General features: G+C 57.5%; 21 protein-coding genes and 1 pseudogene. 9 read left to right on the forward strand and 13 right to left on the reverse strand.

Annotated elements, in window-relative coordinates; all coding sequences use genetic code 11:
* Positions 1–9: 9 nt before the first annotated feature.
* The 6 genes from CCGE525_RS33730 to CCGE525_RS33755 form a co-directional block, all read right to left on the reverse strand.
* Positions 10–195, reverse strand: a complete 186-nt coding sequence (locus CCGE525_RS33730; protein ID WP_120708493.1) for a hypothetical protein — start codon at positions 193–195, stop codon at positions 10–12.
* 10 nt (positions 196–205) lie between these two features.
* Complete coding sequence (gene ccoP / locus CCGE525_RS33735) at positions 206–1,069, reverse strand: cytochrome-c oxidase, cbb3-type subunit III (RefSeq protein ID WP_120708494.1); 864 nt, start codon at positions 1,067–1,069, stop codon at positions 206–208.
* 1 nt (position 1,070) lies between these two features.
* Positions 1,071–1,223 (reverse strand): cbb3-type cytochrome c oxidase subunit 3, encoded by a 153-nt coding sequence (locus tag CCGE525_RS33740; protein ID WP_120708495.1) that lies wholly within the window; start codon positions 1,221–1,223, stop codon positions 1,071–1,073.
* 8 nt (positions 1,224–1,231) lie between these two features.
* Positions 1,232–1,963 (reverse strand): cytochrome-c oxidase, cbb3-type subunit II, encoded by a 732-nt coding sequence (gene ccoO, locus CCGE525_RS33745; RefSeq protein ID WP_120708496.1) that lies wholly within the window; start codon positions 1,961–1,963, stop codon positions 1,232–1,234.
* 10 nt (positions 1,964–1,973) lie between these two features.
* Positions 1,974–3,590, reverse strand: a complete 1,617-nt coding sequence (gene ccoN / locus CCGE525_RS33750; RefSeq protein ID WP_120708497.1) for a cytochrome-c oxidase, cbb3-type subunit I — start codon at positions 3,588–3,590, stop codon at positions 1,974–1,976.
* Positions 3,591–3,713: 123 nt separating this feature from the next.
* Positions 3,714–3,869 carry a hypothetical protein gene (locus CCGE525_RS33755; protein ID WP_162950384.1) on the reverse strand — a complete coding sequence of 52 codons (156 nt, stop codon included), beginning with the start codon at positions 3,867–3,869 and terminating at the stop codon, positions 3,714–3,716.
* Positions 3,870–3,980: 111 nt separating this feature from the next.
* Here CCGE525_RS33755 and CCGE525_RS33760 point away from each other — a divergent pair, with 111 nt between their 5' ends.
* On the forward strand, positions 3,981–4,424 hold the full coding sequence (locus CCGE525_RS33760) for a pseudoazurin (protein ID WP_120708499.1): 444 nt from the start codon (positions 3,981–3,983) through the stop codon (positions 4,422–4,424).
* A gap of 166 nt (positions 4,425–4,590) precedes the next feature.
* Here the strand turns inward: CCGE525_RS33760 and hemN are convergent, their stop codons facing one another.
* Positions 4,591–5,943, reverse strand: coding sequence for an oxygen-independent coproporphyrinogen III oxidase (gene hemN / locus CCGE525_RS33765; protein ID WP_120708500.1), 1,353 nt, complete (start codon positions 5,941–5,943; stop codon positions 4,591–4,593).
* Positions 5,944–6,162: 219 nt separating this feature from the next.
* Between hemN and CCGE525_RS33770 the strand changes: the two genes are divergently transcribed.
* From CCGE525_RS33770 to CCGE525_RS33780, 3 genes are all read left to right on the forward strand, one after another.
* Positions 6,163–6,447 (forward strand): DUF2249 domain-containing protein, encoded by a 285-nt coding sequence (locus tag CCGE525_RS33770; RefSeq protein ID WP_120708501.1) that lies wholly within the window; start codon positions 6,163–6,165, stop codon positions 6,445–6,447.
* Positions 6,448–6,591: 144 nt separating this feature from the next.
* Positions 6,592–7,116, forward strand: coding sequence for a DUF2249 domain-containing protein (locus CCGE525_RS33775; protein ID WP_120708779.1), 525 nt, complete (start codon positions 6,592–6,594; stop codon positions 7,114–7,116).
* Between the two features lie 159 nt (positions 7,117–7,275).
* Positions 7,276–7,953: an NnrU family protein gene (locus tag CCGE525_RS33780; protein ID WP_120708502.1), complete on the forward strand. Its 678-nt coding sequence runs from the start codon at positions 7,276–7,278 to the stop codon at positions 7,951–7,953.
* Between the two features lie 39 nt (positions 7,954–7,992).
* Here CCGE525_RS33780 and CCGE525_RS33785 read toward each other — a convergent pair whose 3' ends face one another.
* A complete protein-coding gene (locus CCGE525_RS33785; RefSeq protein WP_120708780.1) occupies positions 7,993–9,498 on the reverse strand; it encodes a UbiD family decarboxylase in 1,506 nt (501 codons plus the stop codon).
* A gap of 103 nt (positions 9,499–9,601) precedes the next feature.
* Between CCGE525_RS33785 and ubiT the strand changes: the two genes are divergently transcribed.
* The 4 genes from ubiT to CCGE525_RS33805 all read left to right on the forward strand — a co-directional run bounded on the left by ubiT (position 9,602) and on the right by CCGE525_RS33805 (position 12,523).
* A complete protein-coding gene (ubiT, locus tag CCGE525_RS33790; protein WP_120708503.1) occupies positions 9,602–10,108 on the forward strand; it encodes a ubiquinone anaerobic biosynthesis accessory factor UbiT in 507 nt (168 codons plus the stop codon).
* Positions 10,099–11,076 carry a ubiquinone anaerobic biosynthesis protein UbiU gene (gene ubiU / locus CCGE525_RS33795; protein ID WP_120708504.1) on the forward strand — a complete coding sequence of 326 codons (978 nt, stop codon included), beginning with the start codon at positions 10,099–10,101 and terminating at the stop codon, positions 11,074–11,076. The genes ubiT and ubiU overlap by 10 nt, the downstream gene beginning before the upstream one ends.
* Position 11,077: 1 nt before the next feature.
* The gene (gene ubiV / locus CCGE525_RS33800) at positions 11,078–12,016 is read left to right on the forward strand and encodes a ubiquinone anaerobic biosynthesis protein UbiV (RefSeq protein ID WP_425375910.1); all 939 of its coding nucleotides are present in this window, start codon (positions 11,078–11,080) and stop codon (positions 12,014–12,016) included.
* Positions 12,017–12,247: 231 nt separating this feature from the next.
* Positions 12,248–12,523 carry a hypothetical protein gene (locus CCGE525_RS33805; RefSeq protein WP_120708505.1) on the forward strand — a complete coding sequence of 92 codons (276 nt, stop codon included), beginning with the start codon at positions 12,248–12,250 and terminating at the stop codon, positions 12,521–12,523.
* 75 nt (positions 12,524–12,598) lie between these two features.
* Here the strand turns inward: CCGE525_RS33805 and CCGE525_RS33810 are convergent, their stop codons facing one another.
* Positions 12,599–13,294, reverse strand: coding sequence for a Crp/Fnr family transcriptional regulator (locus tag CCGE525_RS33810; RefSeq protein WP_120708782.1), 696 nt, complete (start codon positions 13,292–13,294; stop codon positions 12,599–12,601).
* 195 nt (positions 13,295–13,489) lie between these two features.
* On the opposite strand from CCGE525_RS33810, the pseudogene CCGE525_RS39275 reads away from it, so the two are divergent.
* Positions 13,490–14,435, forward strand: a pseudogene (locus CCGE525_RS39275) (alpha/beta fold hydrolase); the annotation flags it as partial.
* A 584-nt stretch (positions 14,436–15,019) separates the two neighbouring features.
* Here the strand turns inward: CCGE525_RS39275 and tnpA are convergent.
* The 4 genes from tnpA to CCGE525_RS33835 all read right to left on the reverse strand — a co-directional run bounded on the left by tnpA (position 15,020) and on the right by CCGE525_RS33835 (position 20,384).
* The gene (tnpA, locus tag CCGE525_RS33820; RefSeq protein WP_120663694.1) at positions 15,020–15,454 is read right to left on the reverse strand and encodes an IS200/IS605 family transposase; all 435 of its coding nucleotides are present in this window, start codon (positions 15,452–15,454) and stop codon (positions 15,020–15,022) included.
* 197 nt (positions 15,455–15,651) lie between these two features.
* The gene (locus CCGE525_RS33825; RefSeq protein ID WP_120708506.1) at positions 15,652–17,328 is read right to left on the reverse strand and encodes an FAD-dependent oxidoreductase; all 1,677 of its coding nucleotides are present in this window, start codon (positions 17,326–17,328) and stop codon (positions 15,652–15,654) included.
* Positions 17,329–18,178: 850 nt separating this feature from the next.
* The gene (locus CCGE525_RS33830) at positions 18,179–18,691 is read right to left on the reverse strand and encodes a universal stress protein (RefSeq protein WP_120708507.1); all 513 of its coding nucleotides are present in this window, start codon (positions 18,689–18,691) and stop codon (positions 18,179–18,181) included.
* A 238-nt stretch (positions 18,692–18,929) separates the two neighbouring features.
* Positions 18,930–20,384 (reverse strand): GntP family permease, encoded by a 1,455-nt coding sequence (locus CCGE525_RS33835; RefSeq protein ID WP_120708508.1) that lies wholly within the window; start codon positions 20,382–20,384, stop codon positions 18,930–18,932.
* Position 20,385 lies beyond the last annotated feature (1 nt).

Genomic DNA, 20,385 nt, shown 5'->3' on the forward strand with positions numbered 1-20,385 from the left:
CCAGTCTTTCTAGTGATTTGACTCGTTGTGATCTTTGAGCGACGTCAAACTGATCATCGAAAGCCCCAGCTTTTCCGGATTATCTTGCTCTTCCGGGGAGCCCAGCGGCTTTGCCCGAACGGATGTCCTCTTGTGGACGACCGCTCGCGGTGTGCCGTAAAGTCCGAGGAGCGGGTTGTTGTTGTGGGTAGACATGGAATGTTCCTCACTTTCCGCCGCCGAGCGAGTGAACGAACACCGTCAGCTCTTTCACGGTTGACTGGCCGAGGCGGGCCGACCACGCCGGCATGACACCATGTTTGGGGGCCGTGACCTGGCGGACAATTGCGTCTTCGCCGCTGCCTTTGAGCCAGATCGCATCGGCAAGGTTCGGTGCGCCCATGTCGATGTTGCCCTTTGCGTCCTGCCCATGACACGCAGCGCAGTTGTCGGCGAAAACCTGACGTCCTGCCTCGGCGAGCGCCGGATCGGACGGCTTGTTGGTCAGACCCCAGACATAAGCCGCAACCGCCCGAATCTGCGCGGGCTGCAATATCTCGGCAAATGCCGGCATCTCCGACACGTGCGTATCGGTATCGCCGTCGAAGCGGATGCCGTGGGAGATCGTTTTCTGGATCGAAGTCAGATCGCCGCCCCAGAGCCAATCGTCATCGTTCAGATTCGGAAAGCCCGGCCCGCCCGTCGCGCCCGAACCGTGACAAGGGGCACAGTTGACCTTGAAGGCAGACGCACCACCTGCGATGGCGAATTCACGCAGGGACGGATCTGCGTCAATTTCGGATACGGTCTTTGCGGCGATCTGCTGCTCGAACTGCGTTTGAGCTGCTTTCGCGACTTGAACTTGCTGCTGCAGCTCCGCGCGGCTGGAAAAGCCGAGAAGGCCCTTTGTCGTGTCCTTGATCATCGGTATCGACGGATAAAGGATTGCATAGCCCACTGCCCAAAGGATGGTGGCGCAAAATGTCCAGACCCACCAACGCGGCATGGGATTGTTGAGCTCTCGGATTCCATCCCACTCGTGACCAGTCGTCTCGACGCCGCTGATCTCGTCTATATGTTTCTCCGACATCTCATTCATCCTTCAGCGGAATGTTCGCGGCTTCGTCGGCTATCTTCTTGCTGCCGGGACGGAGGGTGAAGAAGATTGCGCCGATGAAGAACAGGGCCATCGCCAGAAGACCCCAACTATCGGCGAAGTGACGCATTGCGTTGTAAACTTCCATGGTGAGCCTCATCGATAGCCGGTTGCGTCGTCGTAAGTCGAAAAGTCCACCAGAGTGCCGAGCATCTGGAGGTATGAGACCAGGGCATCCATCTCCGTCAGCCTTGTGGGATCGCCGTCGAAGTCACCCACCTTCGCTTTCGGGTAGCGTGCGAGCAGAGCGGTTGTGTTGGCGTTCGGGTCGGCCTGCGCGCGCATGTCGGCCTCGGCATTTGCCAGCATGTCGGCCGTATAGGGCACGCCGACGTCCTCGTTGGCCTTCAGATCCATGCCGATGTCCTTGACCGTGACATCCCTGTCCTTGAGGAAGGCATAGGTCGGCATAATCGATTCCGGGACCACCGCGCGCGGATTGGACAGATGCTGCACGTGCCATTCATTCGAATAGCGGCCGCCCACCCTGGCCAGATCCGGTCCCGTGCGTTTCGAACCCCATTGGAACGGATGGTCGAACATCGATTCAGCCGCAAGCGAGTAGTGGCCGTAGCGTTCAACTTCATCGCGGAAGGGGCGGATCATCTGGCTGTGGCACAGATAGCATCCTTCACGGATGTAGATGTTTCGCCCAGCGAGCTCGAGTGGTGTGTAGGGTCGCATGCCCTCCACCTTCTCGATCGTGTTCTGGAGATAGAAAAGCGGAGCTATCTCGACGATACCGCCAATGCTGACGACCAGGAGGGATCCGACCAGAAGAAGGGTCGCGTTCTTTTCGAGGATTTGGTGTTTTTCCAGGATCGACATCTTCTTCTCCTCACTGTGCAGCTTGAAGCGTGATCGTTCCCGGGATCGCGGCTTCGTCACGCTGATGGCCACGGATCGTCATCGCGACATTGAAGGCCATGACCACACCGCCGGCCAGGTAAAGGCCGCCACCGACTGCGCGCAGCAGGTAGTAGGGGAACATTGCTGCAACCGTTTCCGCGAACGAATAAACCAAGAAGCCCTGGCCGTTATATTCGCGCCACATAAGGCCCTGCTGGATACCGGCGACCCAAAGGACGGCCGCATAGATGACGATGCCAAGGGTGGCGAGCCAGAAATGCCAGTTGACCATGCGCAGGCTGTAGAGCCGCTCACGGCCCCAGAGCTTCGGCGTCAGATAGTAGATTGCACCGAAAGTAATCATGCCGACCCAGCCGAGGGCGCCGGAATGAACATGGCCGATTGTCCACTCGGTGTAGTGGCTGAGGGAGTTGACGGTCTTCACGGACATCATCGGCCCCTCGAATGTCGACATGCCGTAGAAGGCGATGGCGACTATCATCATGCGGATGATGGGGTCGGTGCGGATCTTGTCCCAGGCGCCCGATAGCGTCATGAGTCCGTTGATCATGCCGCCCCAGGAGGGCATCCAGAGCATGATCGAGAAAACCATTCCGAGCGTCTGCGCCCAGTCGGGTAGAGCCGTATAGTGCAGATGGTGCGGACCGGCCCAGATGTACAGGAAGATCAAGGCCCAGAAATGAATGATCGACAGCCGGTAGGAATAGATCGGCCGGTTGGCCTGTTTCGGCACGAAGTAGTACATCATGCCGAGGAAGCCTGCGGTCAGGAAAAAGCCGACGGCGTTGTGGCCGTACCACCATTGAGTGAGAGCATCCTGCACGCCCGAAAAGAGAGAATAGCTCTTGGAGCCGAGGAACGAGACCGGCACCGCCAGGTTATTGACGACATGCAGCATGGCGATCGTGACAATGAAGCCGAGGTAGAACCAGTTCGCCACATAGATATGCGGCTCTTTCCGCTTCAGGATTGTTCCGAGGAACACCGCAAGATAAGCGACCCAGACAATCGTGAGCCACACATCGACATACCATTCCGGCTCCGCGTATTCCCGCGCCTGGGTGATGCCCAGTATATAGCCGGTGGCCGCCATCACGATGAAGAGCTGGTAGCCCCAGAAAACGAACCAAGCCAGCTTACCGCCGAACAGGCGAGCACGGCAGGTACGCTGGACCACATAAAAGGACGTCATGATCAGCGCGTTGCCGCCAAATGCAAAGATGACGGCGGACGTGTGGACAGGACGAAGACGACCAAAGTTCAGATAGGGCGCGATGTTCAGATCGGGGAAGGCCAGCTGGAGAGCAATTACAAGACCCACAAGGAAGCCGACGACACCCCAAAAGACCGTCGCAATCAGTCCATAGCGGATGACCCCGTCGGAGTAGGCCGAGGTCTCTGTAGCCTTGACGGCACGCCGCGGAGAAAAATCGACCCTGCGCAAAAGCAGGACCGTTCCCGCGAGCAGACAGAAAAATAACACCCACATGTGGGCGGCAAATAGTTGGTCGTGGGCGAGAGCGGCCCCCAAAAGCGCGAAAAACGCGCCAACCGCCAGCACCATGATTTCTAAGGTATAATCCATGTGATCGTCCCCGCAGCGCAGACGGCTACGTCGCGATGACCGCCTTTCCCGCCTATTGGACGACAGTTGTCATGCCCGCGGCCGTCAATCTTTGATCTATGTCAACGAGCGAGGCATTGGGCATCAAACGGCGATGTCACGGCCTGTCTTTTCCGCATGCTCAGGCATATGGCTGACCTCCAGCCTTTCCTTGGAGAAGGCCGTCTTGTCATTCTCGCCTTGCTGCTCTTTGTCGAGGCTCCGCCGGTACTTCGAAACTGCGACGCGCAACTGCGGCAACGGAGTCACTCCGTCCGTCGGCAATTTGATAAGCGTCAAAGAAGAATGTTCGGCTTCGACGTACCACCACCCCTGTGGCCAATCAGGCCAGCGCTAGCAGGAGACAAGAGAATGCGTTTCAAAACCGGTCTGATCGCTGCGACCGCAGCTTTGATGGCTTCGGCAATGCCGCTCATGGCAGCAGATCACCAGATTCAGATGCTCAACAAGGGTGCCGATGGCGCAATGGTGTTCGAACCGGGCTTCGTCAAGATCGCACCCGGCGATACGATCACCTTCATTCCGACCGACAAGACCCACAATGTCGAAACGTTCAAGGAACTGATCCCTGCCGGCGCACCGGAATTCAAGTCCAAAGCAAGCGAGCAGTATCAGGTCAAGTTCGATGTGCCCGGCGCCTATGTCGTGAAATGCACGCCACACGCTGGCATGGGCATGGTTGCGCTGATCCAGGTTGGAGACCATCCGGCAAATCTCGAAGCCATCAAGACCGCCAAGATTCCAAACCTGGCGCGAAAGCGTCTCGACGCAGACCTCGCACAGGTCACCCAATAATGCGATAATAACGAGTGGTGACCCGGGGTGACTTGGCCGAAGGCCCGGTCACCTTCTTTATGTCGGAGACATCTTGTGGTCGCCGATGCGATGAGTGGTTGAGCGCTCTCACTTCCTACCCGGGACATGTCCGAAGTGGGGCCTGGTCAGGCCCTTTCCATTAGGGTCAGGCCGCCTTGCTATGTGTTCGCCCTGACATGCCGAAATAGGCGTCGAAGGCCGCGGCAACGGCTCTGATCATGAAACGCGATTCCTGGCGCACGGTAAGCTTGCCGTCATTGATCGCAATCACGCCGTCGGCAGTGAGATCTCTAAGCCTGTCATTGCCTGCCAGCAAATAGTCGACGTCAAAGCCGGAATTTTCAGTGATGCTATTTAGGTCGGCCGAGAAATCGCACATGAGGCGTTCGATGATGCGGGCGCGAAGCCGGTCTTCATCCGTAAGGCGATACCCCTTCCCGGTCGCGAGAACGCCGGACGACACGCGATCGGCATAAGTACCGATTGCGACCTCGTTCTGGACATATCCCATCGGCAACTTGCCTATGGCCGAAGCTCCGAGCCCAATCAACGTCTCGCAGGTGTCCGTCGTATATCCCTGGAAATTTCGTCGCACCTCCCCCCTGGAACCGGCGATCGAAAGTGTGTCGCCAGGCAGAGCGAAATGGTCGAGGCCTATCCGGACATAGCCCGCCGCAACGAGTGCGGAAGCGATCGCTTCCGCCTGCGCGTTTCTCTCGTCGGCGCCCGGAAGCGTCGCGTCGTCGATCAACCGCTGATGTTTCTTGAAGGCCGGGATATGCGCATATCCAAAGACCGCAAATCGCTCGGGGCGCATCTCAATCGAGGCATTCACCGTATCGATGCACGATTGGACTGTCTGATGCGGTAGTCCGTAGATCAGGTCGAAATTGATGCTGGAAACGCCTGAGGCCCGCAACAACGATACGGCTGTACTCGTCTGTTCGACGGATTGCTTGCGGTTGATGGCCGCTTGGACCACCGGGTCGAAGCTCTGGACGCCGAGGCTCGCGCGATCAACGCCGCTTTCGCCGAGCGCTGCCACCATTTCCTCCGACAGCGTGCGGGGATCGATCTCGATCGCAACGCTGCAATCATATTGGAAATCGAACGCGCCTCTGAGCTTCTTGATCAGAACCCGAAACTCGTCCGGCCTGACGATTGTCGGCGTCCCGCCGCCGAAGTGCACATTCTTGACCATGATCGGCTTGTGCGCAGCGAATGCGACCAACTCGATCTCCTGATGCAAAACATCGAGATATTCGAGGACCGGGCGATCCTGCCGCGAGATGGTCGTGTGACAACCGCAATACCAGCACATGGAACGACAGTACGGAATATGAAGATAAAGCGAAACCGGCTGATCTTGTTCGAGGTTCGCCAATGCTTGCGCATAAGCATCCGGCCCTATCGCCGAAGAGAACGCAGGCGCCGTGGGGTAACTTGTGTAGCGCGGCAACCGGGCTTCGCCGTATTTCGCGACCAAATGACTGGACATGATTGGTTCCTTCAAAGGGGTTGAAGGACCATTGGCGCCAGGAGTGAGATCTGTCCTTGCTCTAAATCAATGACGGCCGGCTGAAACCGGCACGAGCATGGAGGTTATTTGCTGGCAATCAAAGTCACCCGGCCGCCCCGAGACTATGCTTGCTTATCTGGTGGGCCGCGGCCGCAGCCGCCAGGCTCTCTGAATTGCGCGGCCGAAGGACAAAATTTCATGACCGAAGCAGCGCTCATCGAGGCGGAAATTCCTCTCATTGACGTGCGCACCATCGCGCCCACCGAGAGACACCATCTCATCTTCAGTACCCTCCACGCCCTTGCCCCCGGCGGCCTCCTACGCATCACCAGCGACCACGATCCCCGCCCGCTGCACTATCAATTGGAGTCGGGCTATCCCGGAAAATTCTCCTGGGACTATCTCGAGCAGGGTCCCCAGATCTGGCGGGTCGAGATTTCTCGTCTTGAGGCGGGTTGCGATTGCAGCTGCGGCGGCCACTGAGCACGCAGGATAAACGATGATGATCGCTTCCGGCGCGACCTTGTCACGATGGACGACGTCGCATTTTGCCGCTGCAGCGAAATCAGAACATATTCGCCAACGGCGCTTTTTTGTCGCCAGACCGAATTTGGAGAGGTAGCGATGATCATGCCACTTCGTGAACTTGACGTCCGCCCGCTCCTCAAGAACGGCGGTGCGCCCTTCAACCTGATAATGGAAACGGTCGCATCGCTCGAACCGGGAGAAGGTCTTCGGCTGCTCGCGATATTCGAACCGACGCCCCTGATCCACCAGCTCAGGCAGCGCGGCTATTCCCACGTGAGTAGGAAAATCGCGGAGGACGATTGGGAAATCATCTTCGCACCGGAGTCAGCTGCCTCAGAAGGGGGACAAACAGGCGAGCCGACTTTGGAAACGGACCTATGGCCCGAACCGATATGGAATCTGGATCTGACCGGCCTTGCACCACCGAAGCCGATGGAACGTATCCTTGCGCGCCTGCAGACAATGAAAGCCGGCGAAGTACTATTTGCGCTCTTGAGCCGCGAGCCGATTTCCCTCCTGAACGAGGTGAAAGCTCGCGGCCATGAATGGGTCGGCAACTTCGACTCCACGGGAACGGTCTACCGCATCATGGTTCGCGTGAACCCTTCCGGGGTCTCGGCATGAAATTCGTCGTTTCTGAACCGCTGTGACAATGCATCACGAGGAACGACAGGCGCGGCAGGGATATCGGCATCCGAATTTTGATAGGCCATTTTGAGATTGCGCAATGAAGACGGCTGACCAAATGGAATAGAACCAGCCTGCAAATTTGGAGAATTTCAAGTGAATGAGTTCGCGCTTGCGTTCGCGCTTTTTCTGGGGCTGCACTCAGTTCCGGCGATCCCGGCCATTCGCTCTGCGATCATCCGGCGGACAGGGCGGTCTGCCTATTTCATTCTCTATTCGACGGTGTCGACCGCGGTGCTGATCTGGGTATTTCGTGCAGCCTTGGCTTTGGACTATATTCCACTTTGGGATTTCCAGCCTTGGCATGCCGCGATAACGATTTTCTTGGCCCCTATCGGAATATTCCTCGTGATTGCCGGACTGCTGAGTTGCAATCCTTTGTCGGTGTCGCTGCGGACCTCAGGTCAGCGAGGGGCCATCGTTCTCGTCACACGTCATCCTGTCCTCTGGGGCTTTGCTTTTTGGGCCGTCGGTCATCTCGTGGCGAATGGGGACCTGCGCGCACTTTTCCTCTTTGGCGGATTTGCGCTTTTTTCACTCGGCAGCATCCCTCTGGCGGAAAAGCGGGCGCGAAATCGGCTGGGAACGTCTTGGACTGACGTAGCCGCTTCCACATCCGTCTTTCCCTTCGCCGGCCTCTTGCGCGGACATGGACTTGGCATCGATATGCCCATCCTGTTCGGCGCCGTCGCAGCCGCGATCATTACCGGCTGGCTGCTTCTGGGAGGACACAGCTTCCTTTTCGGCGCCGACCCCATCGCCACTTTGATGTAAAGCAAGTCAGCTGCCTTCGCCCGACCACGAAATGATCTGTCAGCGAAGGTCATGCTTTATCCTTTCCCATATCGCGTCCGTGCGAGCCGAAGCTTCCGCAGACATCGACAGAGGCCTTCCCCATTCACGATCCGTCTCGGAACCGATCTTGTTGGTGGCATCGCATCCCATCTTGGCCCCGAGCCCCGACTTCGGCGAAGCGAAGTCCAAATAATCTATCGGGGTATCTTCGATGATCAGGAGATCGCGACCGGCATCGAACCTCGTCGACATGGCCCAAGCGATATCCTGCCAATTGCGCACATCGATGTCCGGATCTACCACGATTATCAGCTTGGTATAGTTGAACTGGGGCAACATCGACCAAAGCCCCATCATGACTCGCTTGGCCTGGCCGGGATATCTTTTTTCGATCGAGACGATGATCGTTCTGTACGAACACGCCTCGGGCGGCAGCCATAGATCACATATTTCCGGAAACTGCTTTTTCACAATCGGCACGAAGAGCTCCGCCATCGCTTCGCCCAAGCACGAAGGCTCGTCCGGAGGTCGACCCGTGTAAGTCGACAGATAGACGGGCGATCGGCGTGTCGTGATGGCGGACAGATGGACGACGGGAAATGGCTCGACTGCGTTGTAGTAGCCTGTGTGGTCTCCGTAAGGTCCCTCGGGATGTGTCATTTCGGCTGAGACCATGCCCTCAAGTATGATTTCCGCATTCGCCGGCACCGGCATGGGAACCGTCACCGCAGGCGATATCTCCGTCCTGGCCGATCGCAGCAAGCCGGCGAAATTTAGTTCGCTCACGCCCTCAGGCAGCGGCATCACGCCGGCAAGCAACGTGGCAGGGTCGGCGCCGATCGCAATGACAATCGGCATGTCCAGACCCTTTCTTTGCCATTCGCGGTGATGCTTTGCCCCTCCCCTGTGTGCAAGCCAGCGAACGATGAGCGATTGATTATCGCGGACCTGCATGCGGTAGATCCCCACGTTGATATCAGAAGGATCGTCCGGGCTCCTTGTGATGACCAGCGGCCAGGTGACCAACGGAGCGGGTTCTGCGGGCCAGCACCATTGAATTGGCAGCTTCGAGAGATCCACGTCGCGTCCGCGAAAGACGATAGCCTGCGCTGGGGATTTTGCGCACTGTTTCGGACGTGCCGACATCGCCGCCCTCATGAGAGGAAGTTTGCTCCAAGCCTCGCGCAACGACCGCGGAGGGGCTGGACGATGAAGTTCCGCCAGCGTCGACGCGAGCAGAGGAAGTTCGCCCGGATTGATACCCAATCCGAGTTCGATCCTTTCCCGTGTCCCGAAAAGATTGACGAGCACCGGCATGTCAAGGGTCTTGCCTTCAGCATTCACCGGCGCTTCGAACAGCAATGCCGGACCTTGTTCTTTGATGGTTTTTTGATGCAGGGCCGCAACTTCATGCACGAGTGAAACGGGCTCTCTTACCCGCAGGAGAAGCCGCCGACGCTCGAGTTCATGCATAAAACTCTGGAGATCAAAAAATGTGGGCTGTCGCTGTTTGTCCGATTTCATCGGCGATGCAATCGGGAAAAAATAGGCGTCTGTCTTTGCTGCAAAGCAAACAATGGGAACTCCGCGCATCCTACGATGGTGCCTCACGACAAACGAGGCACAGATGCTCATCCAGCCAAAACTACCCGGAGCTATTAGGGTTGTTCCACTGCCGCTCGCTCAGCGGGTGGCGACGTTGCTTTTCGATCAAGTTCTCACCAAACACCCGGCTCTCTTCGATCGACTGGGTTGTTTCGAAACAAGCCGCTTTGCCTTCATACCCAACGATCTGCCGTTCGCCTTTCTTATATGCCCAGCAAAAAAGGCGATCCAAACCTTCAGGCGCGGCACCCGCATGGCTGCCGACGCCACGATCGAGGGACCGTTCTTCCTCTTGCTCGCGCTTGTCGAAGGTCGTGTGGATGGCGACGCGCTCTTTTTCTCACGGAGACTCACGGTTACCGGGAACATGGAGGCGGTGCTGGCTCTCCGAAACGCGCTCGACGACAATAATATCGATCTTGCGGAGGATCTCGCCAGCACTGCCGGCCCACTGCAATCTGCCGTAAAAGTAGCGATTGTGTTTCTGCGCAGGCACGCTCTCACCGCGGAGGGCCTGGCGTGGAATTGATATGCCCCGCAGGCACGCCTGCCGCTTTCCGTGAGGCAGTCGACGCTGGTGCCGACGCTGTCTATTGCGGATTTCGCGACGAAACCAATGCGCGCAACTTTCCTGGTCTGAATTTCACACGCGAGGAATTGAGCCAGGCAATCCGATATGCGCGCTCCAAAAACGTCCGAACTTTCGTCGCGCTGAATACCTTCATGACAGCTGGTCGCGAGGAATTATGGCATACTGCCACCGACGATGCCGTGAGACTTGGCGCCGACGCGCTGATCCTCGCCGATTTCGGTCTGATGGCCTATACGGCCGAGAAGCATCCCGAACAGCGGCTGCATGTTTCGGTGCAGGCATCCGCTTCCAATGCGGATGCAATTTCATTCCTGGTGGAAACATTTCGAGCGGCTCGCGTCGTGCTTCCGCGAACGCTGACGATCGCCGATATCGCCAGGCTTACCCCGAAGATCAATTGCGAGGTGGAAATTTTCGTGTTCGGAGGACTTTGCGTCATGGCCGAAGGCCGATGCTCACTTTCATCCTATGCGACGGGCAAATCCCCGAACATGAATGGAGTATGCTCTCCCGCCAGCCATGTGACCTATCGTCAAGAGGGGACGGACCTGTTGTCTGAACTTGGCGGGTTTACCATCAACCGGTTCAGTGCCGGCGAGGCGACTGGATATCCAACACTTTGCAAAGGCCGTTTCGCCGTCGGCGACACCGAGGGATATGCCTTCGAGGATCCTGTCTCGCTCGAAGTTATGGATCAGTTGGAGGTTCTAAAAGCCGCGGGTGTTTCGGCGTTGAAGATCGAAGGGCGCCAGCGCGGAAAGGCCTATGTCGCAGAAGTGGTTGCCACCCTGAGAGCGGCCATGGAAGCGACTCCGGCCGAACGTCTCCGCCTTCTCGCCCGGTTGCGCGTTCTCAGCGAGGGCCAGCAAACCACGCACGGCGCCTACGAGAAGCGGTGGAGATGAGATGATGCCAAACGCCGCAATAGGACTGACCCTCGGACCCGTGCCTTATCTTTGGGAGGAAGAGCGCTGGCGGGACTTTTACTTCCGCATCGCCGACGAAGCGCCCCTGGACGTCGTTGTTCTGGGTGAAACCGTCTGTTCCAAAAGGTTGCACTTTACAGAGGCAGCTATTGGAGAGGTCATCGAAAGGCTCGAAGCGTCGGGGAAACTCGTACAATTGTCGACGCTGGCTCTGGTGACCCTGGAACGGGAGTTGCAGTACCAGAAGGAAGTCGCGAGCAGCACAAGTCATATGGTCGAAGCCAATGACCTGTCGGCCCTCCATCTTTTACGCGGCCGACCCCATGCGGTCGGACCACTCGTGAATGTTTACAACGCATCAACCGCCAAGTTCCTTGCCAAAAACGGTGCGACGACGATCTGCCTGCCGCCGGAACTGCCCGCTACGTCCGTACAGGTCATCACACGGGAATGCAGGGATATCCAATACGAACTATTCGCCTTCGGTCGACTGCCGCTCGCGATGTCGGCGCGGTGCGCGCATGCAAGATCCAAGGGAAAGATAAAGGACAATTGCCAATTCGTCTGCGGCCAGGACCCGGACGGCCTGGTGGTCAGCACCCTGGCCAAGAAGCCGTTTCTCACCTTGAATGGCGTCCAAACGATGTCATTCACATGTCAGGCAATCCTGCCGGATCGCGACCAGCTCGCGGCGCTTGGTGTAAATTCGCTGCGGCTTTCGCCACAAACTTGCGACATGGTTTCGGTTGCGCGCCTTTTCCGGAGCTTGATCTCGGGACAGATCGGAGGAGACGAAGCGGCAGAGGCGTTGCGTCGAATTTACCCTGACGTCCCGCTTTCGAACGGCTTTCATCACCAGCAAGCCGGTGCGGCGTGGATCGGCCGAAACCGCAACGCTGAGATGGGCTCCGCCCAATGACGGATCTGACCGAAACCGCAATCCGCAGGGACGATCGGCATTTGGGCAGTGCAGACATCGCGGCTCGCTGTCCGCTCAAGCATGCCCTCATTTCCGTGCGCTTGATTGACTTGGCTCAAAGTCATCATCTCCCACGATCGGCATGATGATCCTTGAGAGCTGTCAAACCGTCACCCCATTCCTCGCAGGGATAAAAGCGAGCTCTCATCCCTGGGTCGACAGGAGGATCAAATGCCATTGAGATTAATTAGCGGAATGCTGAGGTCGTCCGGCAACGACGCCATGCTGATCATGGACACGGGCATGTTGAACCAATTCGTTCTCGTGACGAAGCAGGCCCTTCTTGATGTAGCGTCTCCGCCCCGCTGCGATGAAAGCCGGCTACAGCAGCACATCCAGATCTTCAGCAACATCGCCAGCGACAAATACGACCGCGGCGAAGTGAAACCTGACGGTCGCGTCTGGATCACCTCGGATGACATCGCAAAGTGGAAACAGCTGCATTGATCCGCGCTGGTGCCGGATGACATCATGGGGCTGAGCCAGTATCCAATGGATACTATTGCTCAGCGCCCGCAGCCCTTACTCCTTACCGCCTTCCGCAAGGAGCGAAAGGCCTTCCGGATCGCGGACAAGAAGCTTTTGCCGGCCGCCTTCAACCAGTCCCCTTGCTTCCCAGGCGCTTAATATCCGGGAGACTGTAAAGAGCGTGGTTCCGGTCATCTCGGCGATATCCTGGCGTGAAATCTGAAAGTCGATGCGAATGCCGTTTGGCTCGCGCTTGCCGGCCTGCTGGCAAAGCCGCCAGACGACGTGGGCGACGCGACGTTCGACCTCCTCAGTGGACATTTCCCGGATACGTGTATGCGCCTCGTCGAGCCTCTGGCCGATCGTCTGCATGGTGGTGACTGCAAGACGCGGATTCTGCTCGACAAAATCCGGCCAGATCTCCGTCGGCCAGGACAGGGCGACGCTTTCGGCGGCGGCAATGGCCGTTCCAGGATAGTCCGAACGGCGGAGCGCTTTCGCAAAACCGAACAGATCGCCGGGATGCACGATGCGCACGATGATCTGCTGTCCGTCCTCGGTGACCTGAGTGACTTTCAGCCGCCCGTGCAGAAGAAGGAAAAAGCTTGTGGCTTCCTGACCCTGTTCGAACACGGCTTCGCCCAGAGGGATACGTCGCGACGTCGCATGGCTCAACAGCCGATCGAGATCGGCGTCGGTCATCTTGTCGAACAAGGCCAGCGACCTGACGACAGTCCGATCAATTTTCACAAAGGTCCCTTTCGTCTCGCTCGTCATCTGCCTTCTATCGCTGCCTGCCCAATCGAGAAAGGAGCCGTCTAGCCGCCAGCTTTGCTGCCCCTGCAGGATGCCAATTGAGCTTTTCATCGAAGGGCAATCTTCCAGCAACACGGCAGATTTCATCTGAGGCTATATCCCTCTGAGATACTCCCGTCACTATCCAAAATGACGCGCCGACTGCCGCATCCGGTTGATCTCAAATACCGCCATCGTAGCCGACGACAATTCGCCCCCGCCAAAGTTCTCCGATGTCGGCAAGCCCTCGCTTACCCGACAACATTTCGCACCGAAGAAGTCGCCGCCAACGGCACAACGATCCATGTCCGTATCGGCGGCTCCGGTCCCCGCGGTTGTTCTCTTGCATGGATATGGCGAAACTGGTGACATGTGGGCACCGCTGGCAGCAGAGTTGATGCAAGATCACACTGTCATAGCACCTGACCTGCGAGGCATGGGTCTGTCGGCTGTTGCAACGGAAGGTTTCACCAAGAAGAACGAGGCTGAGGACGTCGCTGGCGTTGTGGAAGCGCTGCATGTCCGGCAGGCAGACGTGGTTGGCCACGACATCGGCAATATGGTCGCCTTCGCGTTTGCTGAATCCCATCCTGACCGCACGACGCGTCTGGTCATGATGGATGCGCCGGTACCTGGGGTCGGCCCATGGGACGAGATTTTGAAGACCCCGATACTCTGGCATTTCCACTTCGGTGGTCCTGACATGGAACGTCTCGTGGCCGGCCGCGAGCGGATCTATCTCGACCGTTTCTGGAACGATTTTTCAGCCGACCCTGCGCATTTTTCGGAGGACGCACGCAACCACTACGCTGAACTCTATGCAAAACCTGGTCGCATGCATGCGGGCTTTTCGCAATTTGCCGCTTTTGATCAGGACGCGATCGACAACCGCGCATTCCTTGCGAATGGGCGCCTGCAGATGCCGGTTCTGGCAATTGGCGGCGATCATTCGTTCGGGGATACCATGGCATTCATTATGCGGTTCGCCGCTGACGATGTGCACCAGGTCGTAATTGCCAATTCGGGCCACTGGCTCATAGAAGAGCAGCCGGCACCTACCATCGCGGCCATTCGTGCATTCCTACAGAGCAAGGCGGCTTCCAAGGCGCTGCCGGAGACACGCCTTACCTTGGGGCAAGTTGATGCGCTGGCTAAAAAGCAGGGCGGGGCCGGCACATCAGGACGAAATGGCGTGCAGACCACGGTTCTCTCTGGAGATCCCAACGCGCCTGGCCCTTACACGATCGAAATCCGCGTCCCGGCACATGCGCGCATCGCCGCGCATACTCATCGCGACAATCGCACGGTATTGGTCGTTTCCGGCGAGTGGCATTTTGGTTATGGCGAGAAAGCCGCCGAGAAGGAGACGACCACGCTTGGGCCTGGCGGCTTTTACACCGAACCGGCCGGCGTGGCCCACTTTGCGTTCACGGGGGATGTGCCATCGGTTGTCTACATCACCGGCCAGGGTCCCTCCGACACCCAATATGTGAGCGCGGCGGACGATCCTTCGAAGAAATAGGGCCGCGTGATCACGTCGTTCAAATGATGTGCAAGTCAGGGAGGGCTGATCCGTTCACTCCGCCAACGACAGCCTTGCCGTACAACAGTCATAACCTCCACCAAAGGTGGAGGTTTGAAACGCTGCGCTTGAACCGCTAGAAGCGGTTTTGTTAGCGCTTAGTAGCTACGATTGAAGAGGTCGGCAAAGTCGGAAGCTTTGTCGGCCTTTTCCTGATTACGGATATATTGTCTGACGACCTGCTCGTTGTAGCCCGTCGTCGATACGAAATACCCGCGCGCCCAAAAGTGATAACCCTTGTAGCGGCGCTTGCGCGCATATTTGTTGGCAACGTAAAGGGCTGTCTTGCCCTTCAAAAAGCCGACAATATGCGCAACCGAGTATTTCGGCGGGATCGATATCAACATATGCACATGGTCGGGCATCAAATGACCCTCTTCGATCTGGCAGCCTTTCTGCTGTGCCAGCCGACGTAAGAGTTCTCCCAACTCACGCCGTACGTCCCCGTAGAGTCTTTTCGTTCGGTATTTGCTGCCAAAAACAACGTGATACTTGCAGTCCCACGTCGCATGCGAGAGCGTTTGCTCATCCATAGAACCTCCTTGTTCGAAGTCTGGGCCGCGCCAGCGGTTCAAGCAGGAGGTCTCTCAACTACCGTGTAGAACTCGTCCAGTCCTCCACCATAGGTGGAGGTTTATTTATGGGTATAAAAAGGCGCGCCGCAGGGGCGCGCCTTCCAAAGTGGTCAAACCGCCAAACTCGCGCGTAGCGGTAGTAAAATGACAAAGTATCAGCAAATGCTTCGCGGGACACTTAGAGGCGATGCCATCTGGGGCTCCAAACGGCTGCTCATCGAAAAAGCCGCTGGCGTGCTTTGACGGCGAATCTCAGTGACAAGATGTTCGGCGAGCCTAACGGCGAATGCAACGGCGGGAAGCGTGGGGTTGGCTTGTCCGGACGTAGGGAAAACGGAGCTGCCCGCAATATAGAGGTTAGCGATGTCGATGACGCGACAGTTGTGATTGACGACGGCGTGCTTGCGGTCCACGCCCATCTTGGTCAACCCGATCTGATGGTAGCCGTCCTTGGCTTGCGAATCGATATGCTCTTCAAGATTTTCGGGTGCTGTGTCGAATACCAGCTTGCCTATTTTGCGCTCCTTGAGCCACCGATCGAGGGCGAGGTGCGCCTGAAGCGTGCCGCCAATATCCTGAGGCAAATATCGGAATGAGACCTCCAGCTTGAACTGGCCGTCCGCATCTTGCTCGGGCTTGAGGTAGGCGCGGTTTGAGCTGCTTGGAATTTGCTCCCCATGATAGCGAAGGCCGTACCTCATGTCGGGCCTGCGCAGCACGAGATACGGTTCGGCTGCGCCATATTTTTGGCGAAGCAGATCCAACGCGGAAAAGGTCGTGCCAAGGGGATTACGCAGTATATTACGCAGCACATTGTGGTAACGGGATCGATCGGCTTCGCTCCATGTCGCCTTGTGGACGACGGCTTTCCGACTGTTCCAGAGATATAGCAGCGAGAGCGCCGCGTCGGCTTCACCGAAAGCGGCCCTTCGGTTCGTCGGCCAAAAAGCGATATTCGGCAGTTCGAGTGCCCGTTGCAGCTTCGGGCCGGGTTGAAACCGATTACAGACGAAGGTTCCGGTGGATGTGCGCTTAAAAAGATACCGCTCGGCATACTCCTTGGTGGCGAATTCGATCTGCGCGATCTGCCCGGCGATGTGCCCCATGTAAAAGCGCCCGAGCGGCCCGTCGCTTCCTCCGAACAATTGCGGAAACGCGACCTGGAGGTTCAGCAACAGCCGGGTATTACCCCTGCCGCCACAGGCCAGCACATAGTGGTCGGCGCGGACCTTGTACGCACCACCGCGGCACGCAACCGAGATGGAATTTAGCCGTCCTTCCACGGGGTCGAACGCCAGAGCTTTGACCCTCGCGTCCAAGGCGACGAAGAGGTTCTCCGAAGAAGCAAGCTCAGCCCTGTTGGCTCTGGCTGTGTTGCGTATTCGTGTCCAGCTTTCCCGGGATATTGGAAAATCAGTCTCCGATTCCGGCTCCAATCGCTCGCTGGCGACATTACTGCTCAGAAGAGCTCGCGCCCGCTGATAGAAAGGCGAAATCTTGTCGTGAGAAATAGGCCAACCGGAATCTGTGACATAATCTCTTGCTTCGAAATCTATGTCATCCAGCTCAACGCATTGCCCACCCCATCGTTCGGAGGTGCCGCCAAGTCCGGTGGCCGAAGTAACCTGATCCGCAGCGTGATGGAGATCCTCGCCTATGTCGAACCCAGTTTCGTTTCGTTCGGGTCGTTTCGATTGTTTAGGCCCAGCTTCGATAAGCAGCGCTCGCATGCCGCGTCTGCTCAATTCCAGCGCAACGGCAATGCCGACCGGACCTGCGCCGACGACACACACGTCAAAACCCTGTTGAAACACCTCTGGACCCGCAAACATCTTCGCCCCCTGTTTTCGCGCTAATGTCCTTCTGGCAGCGGCCGCAATCACCGTCCTTCCCCCGACGGCATTGCGGATTGATCTTGGCGCAGCACGCTAATGCCTCACCATCCGCAGAACAATTTCACTTAAAGTAGAATGAAATTTGCTCGTCGCCTCTACCGAAAGGATTAGGAGCAGTTTGCGGGCTCTACTATCCCGTTCATCGTTCCACCGAAACAAGGGAGATCCTTTACGCAACCCAAGATGGGCTTTGCCATTAAAGAAAACATCCTGTTCAATTTGATCGTCCCAACATCGCGGCCTCGATTGTTGGTTCCGTTTTCGTGAACGCTCCTACGGGAGCTGCAAACAATACTGCACTCGACAGAGAATATCTCTTTGGCAACGTGAATATCTCCAAAGACTTGCCGCAGCATCGAGTCGCAAAAGGTGCGCATCTCATCAAAACGAGGATTGCTTCTGCATTACATTGATTTTCACAATAGATAGCGTATTGACTATATTCGCGCTGTTCCGAAGACTTGCTTGAGGAAGACCCGCGCGCTCCTGCTGGGGTGGCGCCGAAAATTTGCTCCGGGGAGCCCTGTTCCAAAAAGGGCCCTGTTCCAGGAATACCGCCAGGTTGGATGTTTCTCGTTAAAATTGTATTTCGTGTATCGGCAGGATCATTGTCATTCCTTCACCGGCAAGCTCTCGGATACCCGATTTCGATGCCGTCATCGCTCGCGATGCTAATCTGGCTGTGACATTGATGGACAGACACCTCCACTTAACGACCGATATCCTCGTCGATTCACTCTTGAACTACGCCGCGGTTACGACCTGAAGTCCGAAATACGCAAGCAACTTACCGCACCGTCACACAGGTGACGGAGCTAAGCTGGGCAACCTTGGTGGATACGCTGCCGAGCACCAGTTGCGACAGGCTTGAAAGGCCCCTTGCTCCACAGACGACGAGGTCGGGATGCACCTCCTCGATCACTTTTGCGATCTGTTCGGCGGCATCACCCTCCATGAGATGTGTCGAAACTTGCCTCACACCGCGCGTCTTGACGTCGGTGCTGGCCCTGTTGAGAATTTCGCTGCCGAGCGCCTGCAAGATGCGAAAGTTGCCTGCAGAATCCCTTGACGAAAATGTGGCTGGAAGGCCGGGCACAAGTCCGGCTGACGCCTTTGAGTATAAATCATCAAGATGCTCTGTTTCCACCATGCGTCGCAGATTTTCGTCGATTTCACCGGAAAGTAACACGTGCACTAAGTGGACCTCGGCCTCATATGCCGCTGCAAGAACGGCTCCAATTTCGGCGGCCTTATGTGCATGGTCGGACCCATCCGTGGCAATTAGGATCTTCTTGTACATGTCATCTCCTCCCGAGCCGGTTTCAATGCGGACAATAGCCGTACAGACTCCCTTAGAGTGACGCCTTCCTGTGCAAACCGCATTGAGGCGGATCAACGCTGACCGATATTTCCGATCCGACGCCAACCGTATGACTGACGTGGTCTGCACCCAAGATATCGCCCGTGTCTAATGTTAGCGCATGCTGAGCGTTGAATCCAACGCCACCCGAGCGCAAGCTTCTCTTTCGGAGGAAGTATCAGAATGATCCGAGCATGGTTCCCAAAACAATGACTGCGATGAGTGCCAGGATCGCGCCGATAATTCCGACAACAACGATATCGCGATAGCTTTCTCCGTGGGTTGACCCGCAAACGGCAAGCAGGGTCACGACTGCCCCGTTGTGAGGCAGGCTATCCAGTGTGCCTGCCCCAATGACCGCGACACGGTGCAACAGCGCCGGGTCGAGACCTGTTGCCTGTGCGCGCATCAGGTAGGTGCTGCCAAGCGCGTCGAGGGCGATCGTGAGACCGCCGGAGGCGGAGCCGGTGAGAGCTGCCAGGATATTGGTGGCCACTGCAATCGAGACAAGCGGTCCTCCACCGATACCGAGCACCCAGTCGCGTACAATGGCAAAGGCCGGCATTGCCGCGACGACCGCCCCAAAGCCTACCAGGCTGGCGACGGAGACCGCCGGAAGGACGGATGCGTTGGCACCAGCATCCATCGTCGCGCGCAACGCCGGCAATCGGCGGAAATTCAGCACGACGACGGTCACGACAGCGGCTGCCAGCGCCGTAGCGACGGCCCATACACCGCTCACTGCGGAGCGGGAAATTCCGCCCCATCGATCTTCCGAAAGAAACCCAAGATCGAGCGACGGTAGGATTAACAACGTCATGCTGAGATTGACGAGGATAACGACGGCGAGCGGCAACAACGCGACCAGGATGGGTGGCTTAGCTTGAGCACGTTTGCCACGAGCGATTTCGGCAGGGTCGAATTCCCTGCCGACCGAGGCGCGTTCGCGCATCCGGTCGTCGGAAGCGAGATCGTCTGATGTCGCGGGCACGCCCTCCCCGAACCCTTCGCCGGACTTGCGCGTAGTCGCCTCGATGCGACGAAGCCACCATAGGCCGAAGCAAAGCATGATCGCCGAAGCGATGATGCCGAGTCCTGGCGCAGCAAACGGCGTCGTACCGAAGAAGGGCATTGGGATGGCATTCTGTATCGATGGCGTTCCCGGAAATGCCGACATAGTGAAAGTCGATGTTCCAAGCACGATCGCCGCAGGCATCAGCCGCCGCGGAATGCCGGCCGACCGGAACAGTTCCTGCGCCATCGGCGCGAGGACGAAGAAGGCGACAAAGAGGCTAACGCCGCCATAGGTGATCAGTGCACCGGCGATGACGACGGCGAGGATTGCGTGGTTCTTTCCGAGCCGCCGCATCATGAAATCGGCGATGGCGGTTATTGAGCCGCTGTCCTCCATCAGCTTGCCGAAGAGTGCGCCGAGCAGGAACAGCGGAAAGAACTGAGCAAAGAAATGTGCAGCACTGTTCATGAAGGTCAGCGTCCAGTGCGCCAGCACCGGTTCGCCAGCAAACAGCGCCGCGACGAGGGCGCCAAGCGGCGCCAGCAACAGCACGCTCCAGCCCCGGAAGGCGAGCCAAACTAGCAGCCCGAGCCCTATCAGTATGCCGAGAAGCCCCACT

It is taken from the genome of Rhizobium jaguaris (genome assembly GCF_003627755.1).
GTDB classification, from domain to species: domain Bacteria; phylum Pseudomonadota; class Alphaproteobacteria; order Rhizobiales; family Rhizobiaceae; genus Rhizobium; species Rhizobium jaguaris.

Excerpts from the sequence above, each read along its gene's own strand:
- CCGE525_RS33730 (WP_120708493.1), bottom strand. The coding sequence starts at position 195 with ATGTCTACCCACAACAACAACCCGCTCCTCGGACTTTACGGCACACCG.
- ccoP (WP_120708494.1), bottom strand. The coding sequence starts at position 1,069 with ATGTCGGAGAAACATATAGACGAGATCAGCGGCGTCGAGACGACTGGT.
- CCGE525_RS33740 (WP_120708495.1), bottom strand. The coding sequence starts at position 1,223 with ATGGAAGTTTACAACGCAATGCGTCACTTCGCCGATAGTTGGGGTCTT.
- ccoO (WP_120708496.1), bottom strand. The coding sequence starts at position 1,963 with ATGTCGATCCTGGAAAAACACCAAATCCTCGAAAAGAACGCGACCCTT.
- ccoN (WP_120708497.1), bottom strand. The coding sequence starts at position 3,590 with ATGGATTATACCTTAGAAATCATGGTGCTGGCGGTTGGCGCGTTTTTC.
- CCGE525_RS33760 (WP_120708499.1), top strand. The coding sequence starts at position 3,981 with ATGCGTTTCAAAACCGGTCTGATCGCTGCGACCGCAGCTTTGATGGCT.
- hemN (WP_120708500.1), bottom strand. The coding sequence starts at position 5,943 with ATGTCCAGTCATTTGGTCGCGAAATACGGCGAAGCCCGGTTGCCGCGC.
- CCGE525_RS33770 (WP_120708501.1), top strand. The coding sequence starts at position 6,163 with ATGACCGAAGCAGCGCTCATCGAGGCGGAAATTCCTCTCATTGACGTG.
- CCGE525_RS33785 (WP_120708780.1), bottom strand. The coding sequence starts at position 9,498 with ATGAAATCGGACAAACAGCGACAGCCCACATTTTTTGATCTCCAGAGT.
- ubiT (WP_120708503.1), top strand. The coding sequence starts at position 9,602 with ATGCTCATCCAGCCAAAACTACCCGGAGCTATTAGGGTTGTTCCACTG.
- ubiV (WP_425375910.1), top strand. The coding sequence starts at position 11,078 with ATGATGCCAAACGCCGCAATAGGACTGACCCTCGGACCCGTGCCTTAT.
- CCGE525_RS33805 (WP_120708505.1), top strand. The coding sequence starts at position 12,248 with ATGCCATTGAGATTAATTAGCGGAATGCTGAGGTCGTCCGGCAACGAC.
- tnpA (WP_120663694.1), bottom strand. The coding sequence starts at position 15,454 with ATGGATGAGCAAACGCTCTCGCATGCGACGTGGGACTGCAAGTATCAC.
- CCGE525_RS33825 (WP_120708506.1), bottom strand. The coding sequence starts at position 17,328 with ATGTTTGCGGGTCCAGAGGTGTTTCAACAGGGTTTTGACGTGTGTGTC.
- CCGE525_RS33830 (WP_120708507.1), bottom strand. The coding sequence starts at position 18,691 with ATGTACAAGAAGATCCTAATTGCCACGGATGGGTCCGACCATGCACAT.